Annotated in this window: 20 protein-coding genes and 1 pseudogene; 7 read left to right on the top strand and 14 right to left on the bottom strand. The window is 64.9% G+C overall.

Going from position 1 to position 20,267, the window contains the following annotated elements; genetic code table 11:
- Positions 1 to 106 precede the first annotated feature (106 nt).
- The 9 genes and pseudogenes from NKG99_RS29280 to NKG99_RS29240 all read right to left on the bottom strand — a co-directional run bounded on the left by NKG99_RS29280 (position 107) and on the right by NKG99_RS29240 (position 8,341).
- A complete protein-coding gene (locus NKG99_RS29280) occupies positions 107 to 871 on the bottom strand; it encodes a slipin family protein (protein ID WP_352872620.1) in 765 nt (254 codons plus the stop codon).
- Positions 868 to 2,244 (bottom strand): NfeD family protein, encoded by a 1,377-nt coding sequence (locus NKG99_RS29275; RefSeq protein ID WP_352872619.1) that lies wholly within the window; start codon positions 2,242 to 2,244, stop codon positions 868 to 870. Before NKG99_RS29275 ends, NKG99_RS29280 begins: the two co-directional genes overlap by 4 nt.
- A gap of 177 nt (positions 2,245 to 2,421) precedes the next feature.
- On the bottom strand, positions 2,422 to 2,781 hold the full coding sequence (locus NKG99_RS29270; protein ID WP_352872618.1) for an SPW repeat protein: 360 nt from the start codon (positions 2,779 to 2,781) through the stop codon (positions 2,422 to 2,424).
- A gap of 154 nt (positions 2,782 to 2,935) precedes the next feature.
- Complete coding sequence (locus tag NKG99_RS29265) at positions 2,936 to 4,009, bottom strand: D-alanine--D-alanine ligase family protein (RefSeq protein ID WP_352872617.1); 1,074 nt, start codon at positions 4,007 to 4,009, stop codon at positions 2,936 to 2,938.
- Between the two features lie 24 nt (positions 4,010 to 4,033).
- The gene (locus NKG99_RS29260; protein ID WP_352872616.1) at positions 4,034 to 4,678 is read right to left on the bottom strand and encodes a C39 family peptidase; all 645 of its coding nucleotides are present in this window, start codon (positions 4,676 to 4,678) and stop codon (positions 4,034 to 4,036) included.
- 73 nt (positions 4,679 to 4,751) lie between these two features.
- A pseudogene (locus tag NKG99_RS29255) lies at positions 4,752 to 5,259 on the bottom strand (hypothetical protein).
- A gap of 241 nt (positions 5,260 to 5,500) precedes the next feature.
- On the bottom strand, positions 5,501 to 5,929 hold the full coding sequence (locus NKG99_RS29250) for a VOC family protein (protein WP_352872615.1): 429 nt from the start codon (positions 5,927 to 5,929) through the stop codon (positions 5,501 to 5,503).
- 253 nt (positions 5,930 to 6,182) lie between these two features.
- Positions 6,183 to 7,382 carry an aminotransferase-like domain-containing protein gene (locus tag NKG99_RS29245; protein WP_352872658.1) on the bottom strand — a complete coding sequence of 400 codons (1,200 nt, stop codon included), beginning with the start codon at positions 7,380 to 7,382 and terminating at the stop codon, positions 6,183 to 6,185.
- 470 nt (positions 7,383 to 7,852) lie between these two features.
- Entirely contained in the window at positions 7,853 to 8,341 is a 489-nt protein-coding gene (locus NKG99_RS29240; RefSeq protein ID WP_352872614.1) for a hypothetical protein, read from the bottom strand.
- Positions 8,342 to 8,449: 108 nt separating this feature from the next.
- On the opposite strand from NKG99_RS29240, the gene NKG99_RS29235 reads away from it, so the two are divergent.
- Positions 8,450 to 9,046: a DUF922 domain-containing Zn-dependent protease gene (locus NKG99_RS29235; RefSeq protein ID WP_352872613.1), complete on the top strand. Its 597-nt coding sequence runs from the start codon at positions 8,450 to 8,452 to the stop codon at positions 9,044 to 9,046.
- A 196-nt stretch (positions 9,047 to 9,242) separates the two neighbouring features.
- Here the strand turns inward: NKG99_RS29235 and NKG99_RS29230 are convergent, their stop codons facing one another.
- Both NKG99_RS29230 and NKG99_RS29225 read right to left on the bottom strand, forming a co-directional pair.
- A complete protein-coding gene (locus NKG99_RS29230) occupies positions 9,243 to 10,301 on the bottom strand; it encodes a Gfo/Idh/MocA family protein (protein ID WP_352872612.1) in 1,059 nt (352 codons plus the stop codon).
- 46 nt (positions 10,302 to 10,347) lie between these two features.
- Positions 10,348 to 11,052, bottom strand: a complete 705-nt coding sequence (locus NKG99_RS29225) for an SDR family oxidoreductase (RefSeq protein ID WP_027046408.1) — start codon at positions 11,050 to 11,052, stop codon at positions 10,348 to 10,350.
- A gap of 127 nt (positions 11,053 to 11,179) precedes the next feature.
- On the opposite strand from NKG99_RS29225, the gene gcvA reads away from it, so the two are divergent.
- A complete protein-coding gene (gene gcvA, locus NKG99_RS29220) occupies positions 11,180 to 12,079 on the top strand; it encodes a transcriptional regulator GcvA (protein WP_352872611.1) in 900 nt (299 codons plus the stop codon).
- Here gcvA and NKG99_RS29215 read toward each other — a convergent pair.
- The gene (locus NKG99_RS29215; protein WP_352872610.1) at positions 12,076 to 12,537 is read right to left on the bottom strand and encodes an Lrp/AsnC ligand binding domain-containing protein; all 462 of its coding nucleotides are present in this window, start codon (positions 12,535 to 12,537) and stop codon (positions 12,076 to 12,078) included. The two genes, gcvA and NKG99_RS29215, sit on opposite strands and share 4 nt — an antisense overlap.
- 130 nt (positions 12,538 to 12,667) lie before the next feature.
- On the opposite strand from NKG99_RS29215, the gene NKG99_RS29210 reads away from it, so the two are divergent.
- A complete protein-coding gene (locus tag NKG99_RS29210) occupies positions 12,668 to 13,663 on the top strand; it encodes an ornithine cyclodeaminase family protein (RefSeq protein ID WP_352872609.1) in 996 nt (331 codons plus the stop codon).
- A gap of 257 nt (positions 13,664 to 13,920) precedes the next feature.
- On the opposite strand, the gene NKG99_RS29205 is transcribed toward NKG99_RS29210, so the two are convergent.
- Positions 13,921 to 14,394 (bottom strand): MarR family winged helix-turn-helix transcriptional regulator, encoded by a 474-nt coding sequence (locus tag NKG99_RS29205; RefSeq protein WP_352872608.1) that lies wholly within the window; start codon positions 14,392 to 14,394, stop codon positions 13,921 to 13,923.
- A gap of 125 nt (positions 14,395 to 14,519) precedes the next feature.
- On the opposite strand from NKG99_RS29205, the gene NKG99_RS29200 reads away from it, so the two are divergent.
- From NKG99_RS29200 to NKG99_RS29190, 3 genes are all read left to right on the top strand, one after another.
- A complete protein-coding gene (locus NKG99_RS29200; protein WP_352872606.1) occupies positions 14,520 to 15,335 on the top strand; it encodes a p-hydroxycinnamoyl CoA hydratase/lyase in 816 nt (271 codons plus the stop codon).
- Between the two features lie 24 nt (positions 15,336 to 15,359).
- On the top strand, positions 15,360 to 16,877 hold the full coding sequence (locus NKG99_RS29195) for an AMP-binding protein (RefSeq protein WP_502911045.1): 1,518 nt from the start codon (positions 15,360 to 15,362) through the stop codon (positions 16,875 to 16,877).
- Positions 16,878 to 17,050: 173 nt separating this feature from the next.
- A complete protein-coding gene (locus NKG99_RS29190) occupies positions 17,051 to 17,245 on the top strand; it encodes a hypothetical protein (RefSeq protein ID WP_352872604.1) in 195 nt (64 codons plus the stop codon).
- A 52-nt stretch (positions 17,246 to 17,297) separates the two neighbouring features.
- On the opposite strand, the gene NKG99_RS29185 is transcribed toward NKG99_RS29190, so the two are convergent.
- Entirely contained in the window at positions 17,298 to 19,394 is a 2,097-nt protein-coding gene (locus tag NKG99_RS29185; protein WP_352872603.1) for an EAL domain-containing protein, read from the bottom strand.
- A 232-nt stretch (positions 19,395 to 19,626) separates the two neighbouring features.
- Between NKG99_RS29185 and NKG99_RS29180 the strand changes: the two genes are divergently transcribed.
- On the top strand, positions 19,627 to 20,076 hold the full coding sequence (locus NKG99_RS29180; protein WP_352872602.1) for an ester cyclase: 450 nt from the start codon (positions 19,627 to 19,629) through the stop codon (positions 20,074 to 20,076).
- Positions 20,077 to 20,267: the final 191 nt, after the last annotated feature.

The raw sequence follows: 20,267 nt of genomic DNA, 5'->3' as shown, positions 1-20,267 counted from the left end.
CGCCAGCGATCTCGGCGGTGCGGGCAATGGGCTGTGCGCCAGGGTTATCGCAGCACGGTCGGAGAACCCGAAGCTGGCGATGCGGCTGCTCAGCGCCCTAGCCGGTTCACTTGGCGCCGTCCGGCTTTTTGTTGAAAATCGTGAGCAGATCCACCGGCAGCGGAAACACCACTGTCGACGAGCGCTCGCCCGCGATGTCGTGCAGGGCCTCGAAATAGCGCAGCTGCATGGCTTGCGGCTCGGCCGCCAGCATCTTGCCGGCCTCGACCAGCTTTGCCGCCGCCTGCTGCTCGCCATCGGCATTGATCACCTTGGCACGCCGCAGCCGCTCGGCTTCGGCCTGCTTGGCGATGGCGCGGACCATGCTTTCGTTGAGGTCGACATGCTTGATCTCGACATTGGAGACCTTGATACCCCAGGCATCGGTGCGCTGGTCGAGAATCTCCTGGATGTCGCTGTTGAGCTTGTCGCGCTCGGCCAGCATCTCGTCGAGCTCGTGCTTGCCGAGCACCGAGCGCAGCGTGGTCTGCGCAAGCTGGTTGGTGGCGGCCATGAAATCCTCGACCTGGATGATTGCCCGCTCGGCGTCGACGATGCGGAAATAGAGCACGGCGTTGACCTTCACCGAGACGTTGTCGCGCGAGATCACGTCCTGCGGCGGCACGTCCTGCACCACCACGCGCAGGTCGACCCGCACCATCTGCTGGACGAAGGGAACGAGGAGGATGAGGCCGGGGCCCTTCACCCCGGTGAAGCGGCCGAGCGTGAAGACCACGCCGCGCTGATATTCCCGCAGGATGCGAATGGTCGCGGAGAGGAACATCAGCACGAGGAGGGCGAGTATCAGATAGGCCACATAACCGATGATCATTGCCTTGCTCCATTGTTCCTGCGCCGGACCGTCAGCATGAGACCCCTCACATCGGCCACCTCGACGCTGTCGCCAGGGGCGAGCGGTTCGTCGGCTTTCGCCCGCCAGCGCTCACCCTGGGCCAGCACATGGCCCTCGCGTCCCGACCAGTCGAGTATCTTGGCCGGCAGTCCGTGCATGGCCTGCGCGCCGACACGCGGCAGGCGCTTGCGTGCCGCCCACAGATAGCTGCCGGCCAGCAGCGCCAGGCCAAGCGTCAGCGCGGCGGCGGTGCCGATGACCGCCCATGACATCTCGAAGCCGGGACCCTCGACCTTGAGCAGCATGGCGGCGCCGAGCAGGAAGGCGGCCACGCCACCAAGCCCAAGCACCACGGTCGGATTGAAGGCCTCGATGACGAGGAAGGCGAGGCCAAGCAGCATCAGGGCAAGGCCGGCATAGCTGATCGGCAACAGGTTGAGGGCATAGAGCCCGAGCAGAAGGCAGATGGTGCCGATCACGCCGGGTGCCACCGCGCCGGGGCTGGTGAATTCGAAGACGAGGCCGTAGAAGCCGGCCAGCATCAGGATGACGGCGATGTTGGGATCGGTGATGACGGCGAGAAGCCGGATCAGCCAGCCGGGCTCCAGCGTCTCGACCGGGAGGCCCTTGGTCGCCAGCACCTGTTTCTTGCCGGCCACCTCGACCATGCGGCCGTCGGCAAGCTGCAGCAGTTCGGCCGTGTCATGGGCGACGAGGTCGACGACATGTGCCTGAAGCGCCGCGTTGGCGGAAAGGCTGGCCGCCTCGCGCACGGCCTTTTCACCCCAGTCGGCATTGCGTCCGCGCAGTTCGGCGAGCGAGCGGATCAAGGCAACCGCGTCGTTCGTCATCTTGGTCATCATGGCGTCGCCCGCCGGCGGTCCGGTGGCGTCCTTCTGGTCGCCCTTGTTCTGGTCGCCGCCACCGGGAAGAGACGGCAGCCCGCCAAGCTCGACCGGTGTGGCAGCGCCCAGATTGGTGCCGGGCGCCATCGCCGCGACATGGGTCGCATAGAGGATGTAGGTTCCGGCACTTGCCGCATGCGCCCCGGCGGGCGCGACATAGCCGATGACGGGAACGGGCGAGGCAAGGATATCGGCGATCATCTCGCGCATCGAGGTGACCAGCCCGCCTGGTGTGTCGATCTCGAGGATGAGAACCTCGGCGTGCCGCTCGGTGGCGTTCGCCAACGCTTCCTTGAGCTGCCTTGCGCTCGCCGGGCCGATGGCGCCGTCCATCTCGACGCGCAACGCCACCCTCTCCGCCGCCTCCCCGGTTACCAAGGAAGAGGGACTGGCGACCGCGGCGGCCATGAGGGCCGCGGCAACAACCGCCATCCGCGCGAGGTTCACGCTCAAAACTCCCCGGGCGGGATATGGGGCCCGATCCCACCGAAATCCATGGCGCGGTACAGACTGCAAGCCGACGAACCCGGCTCCGCGCGGCCTGGACGGCAAACGCATGGGGCGCATAAATTCAAATCCGGAGGAGCCCGCCGCTCGCGCGCCGGACCCCCACCCTTTTACCGGTCACGCATGCGCGTGCGGATGACGGAAGTCCCAGACGGCCCAACCTGATACGGCAACCACCAGCACGCCGAGACCGACGTGGGTGGCCATCGCGTACCCGTTCGCCATGAAGTCGAGAAACCAGGGCGAAACGATCAGCCAGAGCCCGAGAACGACACTAACCCATTCCTCCCACTCGGCGAATGCGGCAAGCGTCGCCAAAGCCATGACGCCCAGCACGACGCCAACAATCCAGGCGTTCCATGCGGGAGCGGTTTCAGCAGCGAAGCCGATTATCCAAGGTGAGATGAACAGGCAGATGGCAAGGACCAGATTAAGCCAGTCCTGGCTCTTCTTTCCTTCCATCAGTGTATTAGCCATGACAACCTCCACAGATGAAGCTTGACCAAAGCGTTAAGTTCGCGTGCAACGCACGCTCAATGATTGATGTAACTACGCTTCACATGGCCTTCAAGACCTGGCCAGAGACGGCCCCGGCAAGGCGTAGACCGCGCCACTCCGCTCCCGAACGGGATCAACGCGCCGCATGCCTTGCCAGCGCATGCTCGATCAGCACGTCGATGATCTGGCTGTAGCCAATGCCTGATGCCGCCAGCGCCTTGGCGTACATCGAGATGTCGGTGAAACCGGGAATGGTGTTGACCTCGTTGACCAGCAGGCTGCCGTCGGCGCGCAGGAAGAAGTCGACGCGCGCCATGGCTTCACAGCCGAGCGCCTGAAAAGCCTGCCGCGCGATCTCTCTCGCTTTGTCGGCAACCGAGGCCGGGACATCGGCGGGCACCTTGACCACCGCGCCGTCGGCATCGAGATATTTGGCCTCATAAGTGTAGAAGCCATGCTTGCCGGCCGGAATGATCTCGCCGGGCAGCGACACCGTCAGCGTGCCGTCGGCCCGCTCCAGCACCGAGAACTCGATCTCGCGGCCTTCGACGAACTCCTCCACCAAAACCTTGCTGTCATGCCGGAAAGCCGCCTCGACGGCCGCGGTGAAGCTGGCGCTGTCGGTTGCCTTGCTGACCCCGAAGGACGAGCCCTGGCGCGCCGGCTTGACGAACACCGGCTGGCCAAGCTTGGCCGCGACTTCCGTAAAGGCCACCGACTCGCCGCGCCGCAAGGTCAGCGAGCGGGCAACGGCAAGGCCGGCCTCGCGCATCAGCCGCTTGGCAATCTCCTTGTCCATGGCGGCCGCCGAAGCGAGGATGCCGCAGCCGACATAGGCGACATCGGCGACTTCGGCATAACCCTGCACCGACCCGTCCTCGCCGAACGGTCCGTGCAGCACGGGAAAGACGACGTCGACCGGAGGCAGGTCGGGCTGCGTTCCATCCCGCGATACGGCGACCAGCCTGCCCTTGCCGCCGGGTAAAAGCGCGACCTCGATGCCGTCCTCGGATGCCGGAGCCCCTGCCCCGTCGCCGGCGGCCGACTGTTGCAGCAGCCACCTGCCGCTGCGGGAAACGGCGATCGGCACGATGTCGTAGCGCGTCCGGTCGATCGCCTTCAGCACATTGGCGGCCGAAAGGCGCGACACGTCATGCTCGGCCGAACGTCCGCCATAGAGGATGGCAACCCTTGTCTTGGCGGTCATCGAAATCCCTCAACTCTCAAAAGTTCAAATGGCGACGGCAATGCCACGATTGGCAAAGAAGCGATCGAAATCGGCTGGCGCCAACACTGCGTTTGCCTGTGTGGCGCTGGTATGGCCGGACGGATTGTGGAAGCGGAAATCCTTGGCGGAAGCCGCCGTGACCAGCACCAGATGCCCGCCCTTCGATGGCGGCTCGCGCTCGGGCCAGCGGATGGAGCTGCTGACCGACGCGATGAAGAAACGCGATCGAGAAAGGATCGCCGGAATGTCCCCTGTCGCGACATTGGTCATCACCTCGGCGCGCAGGCCGAAGACCTCATCCACGAAGCTGACGAAGGGCGCGTAGATCAGCCCCTTGATCGATCCCTCGTTGACGACATAGCCACCATATCCAGTGCATTGCCTGGCGAGTTCGATCGTTGGCACGATCTCGCCGCGCGTCGCCAGGATCATCTTCAGGCAGGCCATGCCGCAGATGTTGGCGGCCCAGGCCGCGTATTCGTCCAGCGTTTTCGCGCCCGACCCCTGCCACAGCGGATCGCGCCGCAGCGCCACTTCGGCGCCATCGGCGAGCACGTCCTTGGTCATGTCCGGCGTTTCCCACTGGCTGAAAAACGGCACGGTTTCAGGCAGTGGACTCACGCGGTCTCCTCGGGCGGCTGGTTCCATCTCGAATACGAGGATACGAGATGGATGAAAAGCCGCTTGGGCCTGTTTCGCTCTACGAGCCGCGCGGCGTCGTTTACTCGGCCTTGGTCCAGCCGAAAACCAGCCAGGCATATTTGGATCTTTCGTCGGGTTCGGCGGTGTAGGTCATCTGCATGTCGCCGTCCTTGGCGTAGATATCCAGCCTTATCCAGCTTGAGCCACGCCGAACTGTTGCTGAAGGACCAGGTCCCGCACCAGACGCAGGCCCCCGACGTTGGATCACCGGGCTGATGGAAATTGTAGCGGCCGTCCGCCGTGATCTCCAGATAGTCGAAGGCGCCGTAAAACGCGGTCACTGTCTGCTGGAACTCATTGGCGGCCGCCTCTTGTTCCGGCGTGGGCGCATCCTTCATGTCGCGCGGCGGCCGGATGGCTCCACCGTTCAGTTTCCATTTGCCGACAAAATCCTTCTGGGTCGGAAGATACTCCTCCTGAGCCTGCGCCGACTGGATATGAGCAACGGATAATATACCGCCCAGACCCATACCCCCGGTCACCAATAGAAGTGCGGCGGCATGGAGCGCCCTTGTTGAGTTTTGCATAAAAAATAGTCTCCACGATGGGTAATGGGAGTTTTATTCAAAGGTTTGTGGCGCGCGTTGCTTCGATGCCGATTCCCGTCCGCCATTTGCACGGTTAGCACCGGGGCCACCAAATTGGCAACGCAAAGCGGCATCTCTCCAGCATCGCCCATGGCACCCCGGTCCGGCACCAACTCGGATGAGCACCGAAGCGCCCAAAGCCGTCGCTTGCGGACTGGATTCAGGTGAATATCGGCACAGCCTAGAAGGTGATCTTCACCGAAGCGGTGCTGCGCGTGTGCGGACCGTGATGAACGGCCTCGATGTTGTTGCCGTCCGGATCGAGCAGGAAGGCGGCGTAATAGCCGGGGTGATAGGGCCGTTCCCCCGGCGCGCCATTGTCCGTGCCGCCGCCGGCGAGCCCGGCCTTGTAGAAGGCCTCGACCATGGCGTGGTCCTTCGCCTGGAACGCAAGATGATGGCGGCCGGTGAGTTTTCCCAACGCCGCCCGGCTGTCGGCACTGGAGATGAACAGTTCGTCGGCCCAGAAATAGCCCTCGCCGGCACCACCGATCGGGATATCGAGCACCTGCAAGACCGCTTCGTAGAAGCGCCGGCTGGCCGGGAGATCCCTGACCACCAGCTGGATATGGTCGATGAGCCGGCCGCGATGCAATTCCTGGGTTTCCATGAAAACTCCTCCTCGTGAGGCTTTCGAATTTAGGTTCGGACAAGACGCCGTCAATGCGGACGCGTTACCGTCACCCGCCGCAAGTCCACTGATCCACCTTTCAAACAAAAAGCCCGCCGGGAGGGGATCCGGCGGGCCTTTGGAAAGCCGACACAAGAGGCTTTCCACTGTCTGCGGGGGTCAGACATGGTGAGAACTCCGATGTACCACAGAGGTTCCACCGGAACGAAAAAAGCCCGCCGGCGGCGGAAGCCTATTCCTTCAGGATGGCCGCCAGCCTTGGGACGCCCTCACTCACCGCGCGCCGGTCGGCGAGCGTGAAGGACAGCCGCAGCGTGTTGCGCCCGGTGCCGTCGGCGAAGAACGCGTTGCCGGGCACGAAGGCGACGCGCGCCTCCTCGACCGATCGCGCCAGCAACGCGGTGGCGTCGGACCCTTCGGGCAGCGTCATCCAGACGAACATACCGCCTTCCGGACGGCTCCAGGTCACGCCTTCAGGCATGTGGGCTTCCAGTGCAGCGAGCAGGCCATCGCGGCGCTCGCGATAGGCGCCGATGAGTTTTTCGACCTGGCCGTCGAACACGGCCTCGGCGACGCGGTGCATCACCACCTGGTTGATCGACGGGCTGTGCAGGTCCGAGGCCTGCTTCATCAGCACCAGCTTCTCGACGATATGGCGCGGCGCGCACACCCAGCCGACACGCATGCCCGGCGACAGGATCTTCGAGAACGAGCCGCAATAGAGCGTACGCGCCTTGTCGATGCCGCCGGAGCGCGCGCAGTCGAGCGCCAGGATCGGCGGCTCGCCTTCGCCGTCATAGCGCAGCGCGCGATAGGCGGCATCCTCGATGACGGCGATGTCGAGTTCGCCGGCAAGGTCGAGCACCGCCTCGCGCTGCTTTCGGTTCAGCGTGTTGCCGGTCGGGTTGGCGAAATCCGGCACAAGATAGGCGAACTTGGCCTTGCCGCCATTCGCGGCGGCCGCCGCGCGATAGGCGTCGGGCGTCATGTTGCCGCCGTCCGGGGTCAGCCGGTCGTAGCGCGGCTCATAGGCGTTGAAGGCCTGCAGCGCGCCGAGATAGGTCGGCCAGGTCACCAATGCCGTATCGCCCGGCGAGAGGAACAGTTTGCCGAGATAATCCAGCGCCTGCTGCGAGCCGGAGGTGATGAAGATGTTGGCTTCGTCGCAGGCAACGCCGAGCTTGCCCATCTGCCCGGCCAGCCAGCGCCGCAACGGCGGATAGCCTTCCGAGACCTGGTATTGCAGCGCCGCTCCCGCCTCCGAGCCACCCAGCACATCGGCATAGGCATCGCGGATCGCCTCGGCCGGAAACAGCGCCGGATCGGGAATGCCGCCGGCAAACGAGATGATGTCGGGCTGGTCGAGCAGCTTCAGCAGTTCACGGATTTCGGACGCCTTCATCCGCGACGAGCGCGAAGCCAACAGGTTCATCAAAGTCACGACACGCCTCCCCGGACGCTGCAATATAGGTCAACTTGGCTGACCTATATCCTCTATTGTCCGCCAATTGAAGTGTGCCTGAAAGATTTCCCGCATGCGCCAGCCGCTGGCGCTCCGGAATCGCGCCGGGCATCACAAGGCTTTCTTGTAACCGAGATGGCTGCCGGTGAAGCCGAGGTCCTTGAAGGGATCGACATAACCCCGCGCCAGCGGCAACGAGGCGTCCTCGGCAAGGTACTTGAGTTGCCATCGGAATTACCGACCAACGCAGCGCCGCCCCTCATTGTCCTGCCGGACATTTCTCCCCGTTAGTGACGGGGAGAAATGGGCAGCTGCGATGTCGGCACTATTCCGCAACGCTGGCGATTGGCGAAGCCATCGATGACGGCGTCGTTCTCCCCGTCACCATACGGGGAGAAGATGCCGGCAGGCTGATGAGGGGCAGCGCAAGGGTCCAGGCCTCAATCCCCGTCCGAGGGCGCTGCCTTGCCGCACTGCGCCAGCACCTTGCCGATGGCAGCACTGGAGCCTTTCAGCAGAAAACTGGTCTGGCCGTATTTGGCCGCACCGACCGACACATCGCCCTTCCCGCGCAGCAGGTCCAGCAGCGGATCGGCTTTCGTCAAATTGACCACGAAGTAGTTGTACATGGCCTCTAACTGCAGCGTCCTGGTCACCGTCTTGCCGTCGGCCTTGAACTCGAACGAACCACTGATACCAGGCTCCAGCTGCTGGCCGGTGGCGCCGAGATCGTAGCTCAGCACCGGCGTGTCGAAACAGATCAGCATCAGATGCGCGTCGCCTTTCGGCCCGCCGCAGACCGAGGCGGTGAGCACGCTGCCGCCTTCGTCCTCCTCCATCTTGGCAGCCCAGCCGCCGCAGGAAGCGGCAAACGCCGGCTGCGCGGCGTGCAAGACCGCCACCGCACCGGCGATGATGAGATATTTCATGACTTCCCCCTCGCACATTTGCCGCCGCACCCGCCGGCATCCTATAGGAAAAGCCATCCGGTGGCATCGCCTGTTGCGGCGTCCGGCCCGATTGTGCGGAGAGCGGTGTTGAAAACCTGTGTTCGTCTGTGTCTGCCGCTGGTCGCCCTGCTGGCCTCACCGCTGGCCGCCCATGCCGACTGGAAGCCGGTCGAAAAGGTCGAGACGTACGCCATATCGGGCCAGTCCGGGCCGGAACTCTACCGCTCGATCGGCGACAACGGTCCGAAGCTCGGCATCACCCGCGCCATCGCCCACACCAATTTCAAGCTGACCTGGACCCGGGATTACCAAGCACGGGCCGGCGCCTGCGTGCTGGCGACGGCGCGGCCGAAGCTCATCATCACCTACACCTTGCCAAGCCCCTCGGCGCCGCTGCCGCCGGCCATCCAGAAGAACTGGGAGGTTTTCATCGCCGGTGTCAGCGCGCACGAGAAGGTGCATGGCGCTGATATCATCGACATGGTGCGCAAGATCGAGGCGGCGACCGTCGGCCTCAGCGTTGCCGACGATCCCAAATGCAGCAAGATCCGCACCGAGATGACCAGACGCCTGTCCGCCTTGTCACAAGCGCAGCGGCAGGCGAGCCGCGATTTCGACCGCGTCGAGTTCGGTCAGGGCGGCAACCTGCAAAAGCTCATTCTTGCTTTGGTGAATGGCGGCTGACGCGCGTGACCAAGGTGTTGCCAGCGAATTGAACCCTCGCTGTCGGGCTGCCGGCCGCCAAGATCCTCCATTTCGAGGAATGATCGAAAGGCGCAACCGTGGCCTGGGCTTTCTGGCCGACGTCTTTTGCTCTACGAAAGCCCCCTCTCCGGCCGCTGCGCGGCCACCTCTCCCCACTTCCGTGGGGCGAGGAACCTCAATGCGTATCCGCGCTCGCCCTCAGCTCCGCCCGCTTCTCGTCCGACAGCACAGCCAGATCCAGTACCTTCTGCAATTCGGCCGCATGGTGGAAGGACGGTTCGGCCTGCACGCCGGTTCGCACCGCATCGGCGAAACGCTGGTAGTTGGTCGGTACCGTGCCGGCGTCGAGCTCTTCCCATATGGCGTTCTCGACATTGTCGCCGACGCAGGCCTTGAGCGCCGAGCCGTCGAGATTGTGCACCACCTCGAGGCCGCCTTTGTCGCCATAGATGCGCAGGCGCAGCTCGTTGAGATGGCCTGATGCCCAGCGGCTGGCATGCACCACGCCGAAGGCACCATTGGAAAAATCCAGCGTCATGGCGAAGCTGTCGTTGGCGTCGAGCCCGTAGTCGCCGATGCGGTTGCCAGGTGCCTTGTCGAAGCTGCGCAGCCGGCAGAAGACATGGTCGATGTCGAGAGCCGCACCATAGCTGGCGAAATCGAGGATGTGGATGCCGACATCGCCGAGCACGCCGTTCGAGCCGTGGCCCCGCGACAGGCGCCAGAGCCATTTCGGATCGGTGCGCCAGTCGCCCCAGAATTTCGACACCAGCCAGCTTTGCAGATAGGACGCCTCAACATGCCTGACCGTGCCGATTTCGCCCGCCCGCACCATCTGGCGGGCCTTCTGCAGCGCGGCGACGTTGCGATAGGTGAGGTTCACCATGTTGACGATGCCGGCGGCCTCGGCGGCCTCGGCCATCTCGGTCGCCTTGCCGAAGTTTTCGGCCAGCGGCTTCTCGCACAGCACCGGCTTGCCGGCGGCGATCAGCGCCATGGTGGTCGGGTGGTGGATGCGGTCGGGCGTGACATTGGCCACCGCGTCGAAGGCACCCCATTTCAGCGCCTCCTCCAGCGAGGTGAAGCGGTTGGCGATCTTGAAGCTGTCGGCGAAGTCGCCGACGCGCGCCGGATCGACATCGACGGCGCCGACGATGTCGACGCCTTCGATGGCACTGAAGCGACGGGCATGTTCCTGCGCCATCCAGCCGGTGCCGAGTATCAAAAGCCGCATTTATTGCTCCCTGGAGATATCGGAACCCCCCGCCCGATCGACGCCCTCAAATAGCGCGGATGATGCCGCCGTCGACCCGGATGTTCTGGCCGGTGATGTAGCCGGCGCCTTCGGAGGCCAGGAAGGCGATAGTGGCGGCGATCTCTTCGGAGGTCCCGTAGCGCTGCATCGGTACGCTGTCGCGGCGCTCCTCGGTGGCCGGCAGGCTGTCGATCCAGCCGGGCAGGACGTTGTTCATGCGCACATTGTCGGCGGCATAAGTGTTGGAGAAGATCTTGGTGTAGGCGGCAAGCCCGGCGCGGAACACCGCCGAGGTCGGGAACATCGGGCTCGGCTCGACCACCCAGGCCGTCGAGATGTTGATGATGGCGCCGCCCTTCTGCTTGACCATCTGCGGTGCCACGATGCGCACCGGCCGGATGACGTTCAACAGATAGACATCCATGCCGGTGTGCCACTGCTCGTCCGTGATTTCGAGGATCGGCGCACGTGGCCCGTGGCCGCCGCTGTTGACCAGCACGTCGATGCGGCCATAGCGCTCGAGCGTCAGGTCGACCAGGCGCTGCAGATCGTCATTCGACTGGTTGGAGCCGGTGACGCCGAGCCCGCCCAGCTCCTTGGCCAGCGCCTCGCCCTTGCCGGACGAGGAAAGAATGGCGACCTTGAAGCCGTCCGCCGCCAGGCGCTTGGCCGCCGCCGCACCCATGCCGCTGCCGCCGGCCACGACCACAGCTACTTTTTCTACACTCATCGGGTTTTCCTTTTCGGGTTGGCGGGCACCGCAAGCGGTGTTTTCGGGAGTTGGGCGCTGATATAGCTGGTTTTCCGCACCGGTTCGAACCAGAATGCCTGAAAACAACCTGTAGAAAAACTCCTGCATGCCCGAAGCCTTCCTCAGCCTGCCGCCGTTGAACGCACTGCGCGCCTTCGAAGCCTCGGCGCGTCATCTCAACTTCCGCATCGCGGCCGAGGAGCTCAACGTCACGCAAGGAGCGGTGGCCCAGCACATTCGCGGGCTGGAGGCTGATCTCGGCACAAAACTGTTCGAGCGGCTGCCGCGCGGCTTGGCGCTGACCGATGAGGGCCGCGCCTATATCCCCAACATCCGCCGCGCCTTCGACCTGATCTCGGAGGCGACGCTGCTGCTTCGTCCCGAGCCGGCGCGGCTGGCGATCAGCGTGACGCCAAGCTTCGCCACCAAATGGCTGATCCCCAGGCTGCAGGATTTTGTGACGCACAATCCGCTGGTCGATCTGCGCGTCCTGGCCAGCGAAAGCCTGTCGAGCTTCCAGGCGGACGGCGTCGACATTGCGGTCAGGCAAGGCCGTCCGCCCTTCGGCGCCGGCCTGATCGTCGACCTGTTGTTTCCCCAGCAGATTGTCGCCGTCTGCAGCCCGGCCTTGCTTCCGGCAGGTGCGACCGAAATCGCCGCGGCTGAAATCCAGCATCACGTCCTGCTGCACGACGCGCACAATCTGTGGCCGGAATTCATGGAAAAAGCGGTCGGCCTGAAGATGACGACGGAGCTGAAACGCATGCGCTTCAACCAGACGGGCCTGGCTATCGACGCGGCCATCGCCGGCCAGGGCATAGCACTGGCCAGCCGCTTTCTCGTCGCCGCCGACCTCGCCGCCGGCCGGTTGGTCCAGCCCGTCAGCGGCGAAATGCGCGGCACGCAGGATTTTTATGTCGTGATGCCGAGAAAACAGCGGCACCCCGAGCCGACGCAAGCCGTGCGGCAATGGCTGCTGGATGCGGGGGAGCGGCCGCCGGTCTAGATCGGCAGCAAGGCGTCGGGCTTCACATTGGCGATCGAGGCGTAGGTGTGCGTCTCCCGCACCCCGGGAAGCGGCAGGATGACCCGCTGCAGAAAATCCTGGAACATCGCCATGTCGGCGATACGCGCCTTGACCAGATAGTCGAAACCGCCGACCACCATGTGGCACTCGATGATCTCGGGCGCCCGCAGAACAGCCTCCGCGAAGCGGTCGAAGACATGCGGTGCCGTGTGGTCGAGCCGCACCTCGATGAAGACGAGTTGTGCCTGCCCGATCCGGGCCGGGTCGAGGACGGCACGCACCGCGCGGATGAACCCTTCGGCGAACAGCCGCTTGACACGCTGCGCCGCCCCGGTCGGCGACAGGCCGACTCGCCGTGCCAGATCGAGCGTCGTGCGGCGGCCGTCCTCCTGCAACAAACGCAGCAGCGAGCGGTCGATACGGTCGAGATTTTCCATTTCAGTATTCACACCTTTCGGCCTTCGAGGGCGTGATAGTCACGCCAAAATAGCAAAAACAGCATATTTTATCACGCTGCCAGATGGCAATACCGTTGACGGGCAACGCAACCCGATCAAGGCAAGACCCATGACATCAGCCCTATCGATTTCCCGCAGCGCCCAGGCCAAGGGCGACACGCCGGTGCTCATCCTGAACGAGGCCGAGGTGAAAACCTGCATCGACCCGCGCCAGCTTCTCGACGCCTTGGCCGACGGCTTCAAGGCGCTGTCCGGCGGCAAGGTGGCCAGTCCGGCACGGCCGCAGCTCGACATTCCGCAAGCCGGCTATTCGCTGTCTATGCCGGCCTGGATGGCGGGCATGCATCTGACGGTGAAGATCGTCAACGTGTTCGAGGGCAACATCGCCAAAGGTATCCCCAGTCACCTCGCCACCATCCATCTGTTCGACCCGCGGAGCGGCATGCCGGTCTGCATCATGGACGGCACTTATGTCACCGCCGTGCGTACCTCCGGCTCGGCCGTGCTCTCGGTGCGCGAACTTGCTCGCCGCGACGCCAAGGTCGCGACAGTCGTGGGGGCCGGCGTGCAGTCCGGCCAGCATCTCAATCTTCTTCCGCTGGTGCGCGACTTCGCCGAGATCCGTGTCGTCTCGAAGGAATTCGCGGATGCACAGGCGCTTGCCGCGCAGCACCCAGGTGTAGTCGCCGTCGCCGATATCGAGGCCGCGGTGCGCTCGTCGGACGTCGTCTGCCTGGCGACGCATTCCTATGCGCCGGTGATCTCGGCCGACTGGGTGCGGCCCGGCAGCCATGTCTCGTCGGTCGGCGTCGCACCGCCCGGCGGCGAACTGCCGGTCGAGCTTATCGGAAGGGCCAGCCTGTTCGTCGAGACCAGGGAGGCCTTTGCCCCGACACCGGTCGGCTCCTGCGAACTCGCCGGCCTCGATCCGCAAACCGGAACCGAGCTCGGCGAAATGCTGCTCGGGCTGCGACCGGGGCGGGTCGGCGCCGACCAGGTCACCGTCTACAAGGCCATGGGGGTCGCCATGGAAGATATGGTGGCCGCCGACCTCGCCTACCGCGAGGCGATACGGCGAGGAATGGGGCGGGTTGTTGAGCTGTAGGGTACTGCCCGCTTAATTGTCGAAGCCAGCGCCGCTCCTCATTTCCCTGCCGGGCATTTCTCGCCGTAGAACGGGGAGAAAGAAGCTCTTTCCGCAACGCTGGCGATTGGCGAAATCGGCCATGACAGCGTCCTCGTTCACGGGGAGAAGATGCCGGCCGCCAGACAAGGGGCGGCGCAATGTTCGGGCCAGACCGCAGGTATTTCAGAAACTTTCCACACTCCGGCTTGAGCGCTGGCACCAACCAGGCAGCCCGCTCAGTCTTCCTCGGTCCAGATCAGCCGCAACAGGCGCAGCAGCGTTGCTCGCTCCTTTTTCGTCAGCCTGTGCAGGAACCGGTCCTCGTGCCGGCGAACCTGTTGCCGCCATCCCGGCATCGCCTCCCTGGCGGCCTGCGTCAGGTTGAGCACCTGCACGCGTTTGTCCCCGGCATGATCGTCGCGCTCGACCAGCCCGCGTTCTTCCAGTTCGGAGAGCAGCGGCGCCATGTTGGCGCTCTTCATGCCGAGCAGGCGGCAGAGTTCGGCGGCGCGGATGCCGGGCTTCTCGTCGATCAGCGCCAGCATGCCGTAGGTGACCGGGCGCAGCGCCGCATCAGACAACTCGACGGCGAAATCGTTGAGCGCGAGCGCCGAGGCACGTCTGAGATTGTAGCCGATCTGCGCGTCCAGCGCGTCTTCGGCCTTTGCACTTGGCGCGCTGCGACCGGGGTGAAGTCGGGTATCATCCATGCTGCAACCGATCGCCGCGATCATAGCCCTTGTCAAGCGAAAAAGACTATGCGACATAGCAAACATAAAAGCTATGCCACATAGCAATTTATGCTGATGACAAAGCGGAACGGGAGGACATCACCATGACCGAAGAGACCGTAGCCTTCGACGTCGAGAACGGCATCGCCTGGGTGCGCTTCAACCGGCCGGACAAGCGCAACTGCATGAACCCGGCGCTCAACCGGAGAATGATGGAGGTTCTCGACGAGCTTGAATTCCGCGACGATGTCGGCGTGCTGGTGCTGTCCGGCGAGGGCAGCGCCTGGTCCGCGGGCATGGACCTCAAGGAATATTTTCGCGAGACCGAAGCCAAGGGCCTTGCCGCCATCCGCAAGGCGCAGTCTGAAGCGTATGGCTGGTGGCGGCGCTTGCGCTGGTATGGCAAGCCGACCATCGCCATGGTCAATGGCTGGTGTTTCGGCGGCGGCTATGGCCCGCTTTTTGCCTGCGATCTCGCCTTTGCAGCCGACGAGGCGCAGTTCGCTCTGTCCGAAATCAACTGGGGCATCCTGCCCGGCGGCGGCGCCACGAAGGTGGTGGTCGACCTCTTGTCGATGCGCGACGCCATGTACCACGCGCTGACCGGTGAGCTCATCGACGGCAGGAAGGCCGCGGCCTGGAAGCTGGTCAATGAAAGCCTGCCGCTGGCCGACCTCAAGGCGCGCGTCACCGAGGTTGCGAACGTCCTGCTGAAGAAAAACCCGATTGCCCTGAAGGCGACCAAGGACGCCATCCGCCGCGTCGCCGAGATGACCTACGACAACGCCGAGGATTATCTGGTACGGGCACAGGAGGCGGCCAATTCCCACGACAATGACGGCCGCAAGGAAGGCATCCGCCAGTTCATCGACGAGAAGAGCTACAAGCCGGGTCTCGGTGCCTACGACAAGGCGCGATAAACCACCGACGCAATCTGGGAGGAGATGCAAATGCCGGCCTGGACGACGCCAGATCCCGTGGCCCTGCACGCCGGGACGCAGCCGGATCGTCTTGCCTGTGTCGACCTGGCAACCGGCCGGCGCTGGACCTATGCGGCACTCGACGAAGCCATCCAGCGTGCTGTCGGCGTCCTCGAAACCGGCCATGGCATCGAACAGGGACAACGGATCGCCACGCTTGCCCGCAACAGTGCCGACCTGGCTATCCTGCAGCAGGCCGCGATGCGGCTCGGCGCCATCTTCATGCCGCTCAACTGGCGGCTCGCCAGAGCCGAACAGCAGGCGATCCTGGCCGATTGCGATCCGATCCTGCTGCTGCATGACACCGTCCTTGAAATGACGCTGCCCGAGGGCTGCACGCCAATCGAAGTCGCTGCCTTCGCGGCGGCGGTCGAGGAACACCCGCCCGCACCGCGCCGTCCCTTGCCGGCCAGCGATGCGCCGTCGATCATCCTCTACACTTCGGGCACATCCGGCCAGCCGAAAGGAGTTGTTATCACCGAGGCGAACGCCTTTGCCACCGCGGTCAATTTCGGCGTGCTGGGGCGGGTCGGCAATGCCAGCGTCTTCCTCTGCGACGCGCCGATGTTCCATGTCATCGGCCTCATCACCAGCCTGCGCCCGACGCTGCTGCAGGGCGGTACGGTGCTGATCTCGCCCAGCTTCGACGCCGGCGTCACCAACCGTCGTCTCGCCGATCCCACGCTTGGCGTCACCCATTATTTCTGCGTGCCGCGGATGGCCAGGATGCTGCGCGACCATCCCGATTTTGCGCCTTCGAATTGGACGTCGCTGACCGCCATCTTCACCGGCGGCGCGCCCAATCCCGCCGCCGACATCCTCTGGTGGCTGGCTCAAGGCGTGCGCATGGCCGACGGCTTCGGCATGACGGAAGCCGGCACGGTGCTTGGCATGCCGGTCGAGGCCGACCGCATCGCCGGCAAGGCGGGCGCGTCGGGCCTGGCTGGACCGACGATCGGCCTGCGCATCGTCGACGACGCTGGCCGTGACGTCGCTGCCGGCGAACCGGGCGAGATATGGCTGTCCGGCCCCAGCATCACACCTGGCTACTGGAACCGGCCGGAAGAGACGGCACGCGCCTTTACCGCCAACGGCTGGTTCCGTACCGGCGACATCGGGCGGCAGGATGAGGAAGGCTTCGTCACCCTCGTCGACCGCCGCAAGGACATGTTCATCTCCGGTGGGGAGAACGTCTATCCGGCCGAAATCGAGATGGTGCTGCTCGACCATCCCGACATTGCCGAGGCAGCGGTGATCGGCGTCGCCGACGAGCGTTGGGGCGAAGTCGGGCGCGCCTTTGTCGTGGTCAAGTCAGGTTGCGTGCTCGATCCGGCTGATCTGGCAAGCCACTGCGGCGCCCGCATCGCCCGCTACAAGGTGCCGAAAGAATTCCTGCTCACCGATGCGCTGCCGCGCACCGCATCCGGCAAGATCCAGAAACACATTTTGCGCGGCTGGACAGCACCGGCCGGCGGGCATTGAAGCTGCCGATCTCCCTCCTTGTGGGGAGATTGGCGGCGTCACCGGCCGCGCCCTCCCAAGGCCTCCTCTGCAACATTCGACGGCATTTGAATAAAACCCGCCTGTGGATATTTACCCCGCATTCCGCCAGGCCCGGCAAGATGGACATTAGGGCGGGATCATGGAGGGAACCATTGACCAGCGATTTTTCAGCCGCCCGCATCCACCTCGAACGTGCCTATCACTATCTGCAAGGCAATGACGAGACGAGCCGCGCTGCCTGTGACGCCCTGGATCTGTTGATCGAAGCGGTGGCGGAAGCACAGCACAGGCGACCCGAGGCTGGCGTGCTGGAGTTTCCGAAATCGACCGCGCGGCGAACCGCGTAGAATGTGTTGAGACTCAGGTCAGGCCGGCCGGCCTGACCTGAAACGCGGCGGATCACGAAGCCTTGCGGGCCACCACCACCACGGTCGCGCGCGAAACAATCTGCTCCAGCGGCTCTGGCCGATGCAGCAAGAATCCCTGGCCGTAGGCGACGCCCATGTCGCCCAGCATCGTCAGCGTGTCCTGCCGTTCGATCTTCTCGCCGACCACGTCGCAGCCGAGGCTGCGGGCGATGCTGGTGATGGCCAGCACGATTTCGCGGTCGAAGCGGCTTTGCGTGATGTGCTCGATGAAGGAACCGTCGATCTTGATCGTATCGACGGGGAAGCGCCTGAGATATTCGAACGAGCTCATGCCGGCGCCGAAATCGTCCAGGCTGACCCGGCAGTGCCGCTCGCGCGCCTTGCGCACGAACTGTTCGGCGGCGTCGAAATTGGTGACGGCGGCGGTTTCGGTAATCTCGAAGCCGATGCCCGAATGCGGCGCCCCGGTCTCCTCGATGACGCTGTCGACGAACGCCCACAGCTGCGGATCGCTCAGCGTCTGCGCCGACAGGTTGAAGCCGAGCGTCAGCGCGCCCGAGCGCAAGGCGGCACCATGCCGCGACAGCGCGGTGCGGATGATCCAGCGGTCGAGCCGCGACGCGATGCCGAAGCGCTCGGCCACCGGAATGAACTCACCGGGCGGCACCAGCCGGCCGTTGCGTGCGACGAGCCTGGCCAACACTTCGACATGGCGGCTTTCCTGCCAGGGCCGGCCCAGCAAATGGATTTCCTGGCCGAACAGTTTCAGCCGCCCGTCTTCCATGGCATCGACCGTGTCGGCGGCGACGCGTGCGGCATTCAGCCCGCCCGATCCTGCTTCCGCTGCCGCGGAGAACACCGCGAAACGGTTGCGTCCGGCAGCCTTGGCCGCGTAGCAGGCGTCGTCGGCGCAAGCGAGCGCGTCGGCCACCGTGATGTTGGCGTCGTCGACGAAGGCGATACCGATCGAGGCCGCCAGTTTGCGCGTCGACGCGGCCAGGCCGAGATCCGCCTCGCGCACCGCGCCAAGCACGGCAGTGGCGATCCTCTCGGCCAGCGCGGCATCGCAATACGGCACCAGCAGCGCGAATTCATCGCCGCCCAGCCGCGCCGCGTGCGCGCCCGGCGGAAGGCAGCCGCGGATACCGGCGGCAACGCTCTTCAGCGCCAGGTCGCCGGCGGCGTGGCCGGCAAAATCGTTCAGCGCCTTGAAGTAGTCGAGATCGACATAGAACACCGCCAGCGGCGCACCCGCCGCGATATGGTCGGCGAGCAGCCGGTCGAAGGCGGAGCGGTTACACAGACCGGTCAGCGCGTCGTGACGGGCGGCATAGGCGAGTTCCTGCTCGCGCAGCTTGTCCTCGGTGATGTCGCGCACCGTGCCGAGGATCTGGCCTGCGGCACCCGCGCCGGCGATGGAGCGCACCAGCGATTCGACATGCCGGACCTGGCCGTCCCGCCGGATGATACGGTATTGCGAGGCCGTGACACCGTCCGAGCCGGGCGGCGGCAGGTGAGCCTGCTCGGTGGCCTCCTTGTCGTCGGGATGCAGATAGCTGTGCCAGAGGTCGGCCGTCACCTCGTCGGTGTCGGCGACGAGGCCGAATATGTCCCTGGTGCGGGCGTCCCAATAGCTCCTGTTGGTGGCGATGTCATAGTGCCAGATGCCGGTGCCGCTGGCGGCGAGCGCCAGGCGGAAGCGCACATTGACCTGCTCGAGCTCGGCTTCGGCCGCCTTCTGCTTGGTGATGTCGGTCTGCACGCCCATCAGCCTGAGCGGTTTTCCGGTCGCGTCGCGCTCGACGACGCCGCCACGATCGAGCACCCACACCCAGTGGCCCTGCTTGTGCTTCAGCCGCAGCTCGGTCTCGATGGCATCGGTCTGTCCCGCAATGTGGCGGTCGCCGCTGGCCAGCGCCCGCTCGCGATCGTCGGGATGGGTCAGCCGCAGCCACAGGTCGCTGGTGTCGGCAAGCTCGCTCTCGTCATAGCCCAGCATCCCCGCCCAGGTCGCGGAATAGAAGCAGTCACCGGTGCGAAGATCCCAGTCCCAGACGCCGAGATGGGCGCGTTCCAAGGCCTTGACCCAGAACGTTCCATTGCGACTTTTCTTGTCCCGACCAGCCATCGTCTGTTTCGCTCATCCCCACCGCGGGGCAATCTGCGACAAAACCAGAGAAGAAAGCGTTACTTGGGCTGAGGCAGGCGGTTTCGTGCCTCCTGACCTGCCACCCCTGCCCTCCCGCCTTTCGATTGGCCGGCAAGAACCGGAGTTTTGCGCCCGCCGGATCGTCCTAGTCATGGCTCCAGGTCGTCGGCCAATCCGATGATCGCGTTGCAGAGACAAAGAGGACCTCCCAATGACCAGCCAAGAAGACAACAAGGCCGTCGTCGTCAGATGGTTCACCAACTTCTGGGGTGAAACATGCGATCTCTCAGTGGTCGACGACATCGCCGCGCCCGACATGCTGTTGAAATATTCGCTGCACGAGCCGCGCCGCGGCCGCGACGACATCAAGGCCTTCATGACCGACTTCCGCGCCGCCTTCCCGGACCTCAACTTCTGGGCCACGGCCGACCTGATTGCAGAGGGCGATTATGTCGTCGGCCAGTGGGAGGGCGGCGGCACGCACACCGGCCCGGCTTTCAGCGATTTCCTCGTGGGTTCGCTGCCCGCCGCCACCGGCCGCACCATGCGCTTCACCGGCATCACCGTGCTGAAGGTTGTCGACGGCAGGATCGTCGAGGAGATCGGCCTCGATGACGGCGTCGCCGCCCTCACCCAACTCGGCCTGATCAAGACCGCCTGATCGAACCGCATGATTGAACGTGGGGGCGCGGCGCCCCCCCGGGGGGCGCCCCGGGGGGGGGGGGGGGGGGGGGGGGCGCGCCCCCGGGGCGCGGGGGGCCACGGGGGGGGCGGCCGAAAAACGGGGGGCCCCCCGCCCGCCCCCCCCCCCCCCCCCCCCACCCCCGCGGCCCGGGCCCCACGCGCGGCCGG

The organism is Mesorhizobium sp. M1409 (assembly GCF_040317535.1).
In the GTDB taxonomy this organism is placed as follows: Bacteria; Pseudomonadota; Alphaproteobacteria; order Rhizobiales; family Rhizobiaceae; genus Mesorhizobium.
The sequence above is the reverse complement of the archived record's forward strand: the minus strand, read 5'-3'. Positions and strand labels throughout refer to the sequence as shown.

Coding starts and splice junctions, on each gene's coding strand:
- NKG99_RS29280 (WP_352872620.1), bottom strand. CDS start 871: ATGATCATCGGTTATGTGGCCTATCTGATACTCGCCCTCCTCGTGCTG.
- NKG99_RS29270 (WP_352872618.1), bottom strand. CDS start 2,781: ATGGCTAATACACTGATGGAAGGAAAGAAGAGCCAGGACTGGCTTAAT.
- NKG99_RS29265 (WP_352872617.1), bottom strand. CDS start 4,009: ATGACCGCCAAGACAAGGGTTGCCATCCTCTATGGCGGACGTTCGGCC.
- NKG99_RS29260 (WP_352872616.1), bottom strand. CDS start 4,678: ATGGAACCAGCCGCCCGAGGAGACCGCGTGAGTCCACTGCCTGAAACC.
- NKG99_RS29250 (WP_352872615.1), bottom strand. CDS start 5,929: ATGGAAACCCAGGAATTGCATCGCGGCCGGCTCATCGACCATATCCAG.
- NKG99_RS29245 (WP_352872658.1), bottom strand. CDS start 7,382: ATGAACCTGTTGGCTTCGCGCTCGTCGCGGATGAAGGCGTCCGAAATC.
- NKG99_RS29240 (WP_352872614.1), bottom strand. CDS start 8,341: ATGAAATATCTCATCATCGCCGGTGCGGTGGCGGTCTTGCACGCCGCG.
- NKG99_RS29230 (WP_352872612.1), bottom strand. CDS start 10,301: ATGCGGCTTTTGATACTCGGCACCGGCTGGATGGCGCAGGAACATGCC.
- NKG99_RS29225 (WP_027046408.1), bottom strand. CDS start 11,052: ATGAGTGTAGAAAAAGTAGCTGTGGTCGTGGCCGGCGGCAGCGGCATG.
- gcvA (WP_352872611.1), top strand. CDS start 11,180: ATGCCCGAAGCCTTCCTCAGCCTGCCGCCGTTGAACGCACTGCGCGCC.
- NKG99_RS29215 (WP_352872610.1), bottom strand. CDS start 12,537: ATGGAAAATCTCGACCGTATCGACCGCTCGCTGCTGCGTTTGTTGCAG.
- NKG99_RS29210 (WP_352872609.1), top strand. CDS start 12,668: ATGACATCAGCCCTATCGATTTCCCGCAGCGCCCAGGCCAAGGGCGAC.
- NKG99_RS29205 (WP_352872608.1), bottom strand. CDS start 14,394: ATGGATGATACCCGACTTCACCCCGGTCGCAGCGCGCCAAGTGCAAAG.
- NKG99_RS29200 (WP_352872606.1), top strand. CDS start 14,520: ATGACCGAAGAGACCGTAGCCTTCGACGTCGAGAACGGCATCGCCTGG.
- NKG99_RS29195 (WP_502911045.1), top strand. CDS start 15,360: ATGCAAATGCCGGCCTGGACGACGCCAGATCCCGTGGCCCTGCACGCC.
- NKG99_RS29185 (WP_352872603.1), bottom strand. CDS start 19,394: ATGGCTGGTCGGGACAAGAAAAGTCGCAATGGAACGTTCTGGGTCAAG.
- NKG99_RS29180 (WP_352872602.1), top strand. CDS start 19,627: ATGACCAGCCAAGAAGACAACAAGGCCGTCGTCGTCAGATGGTTCACC.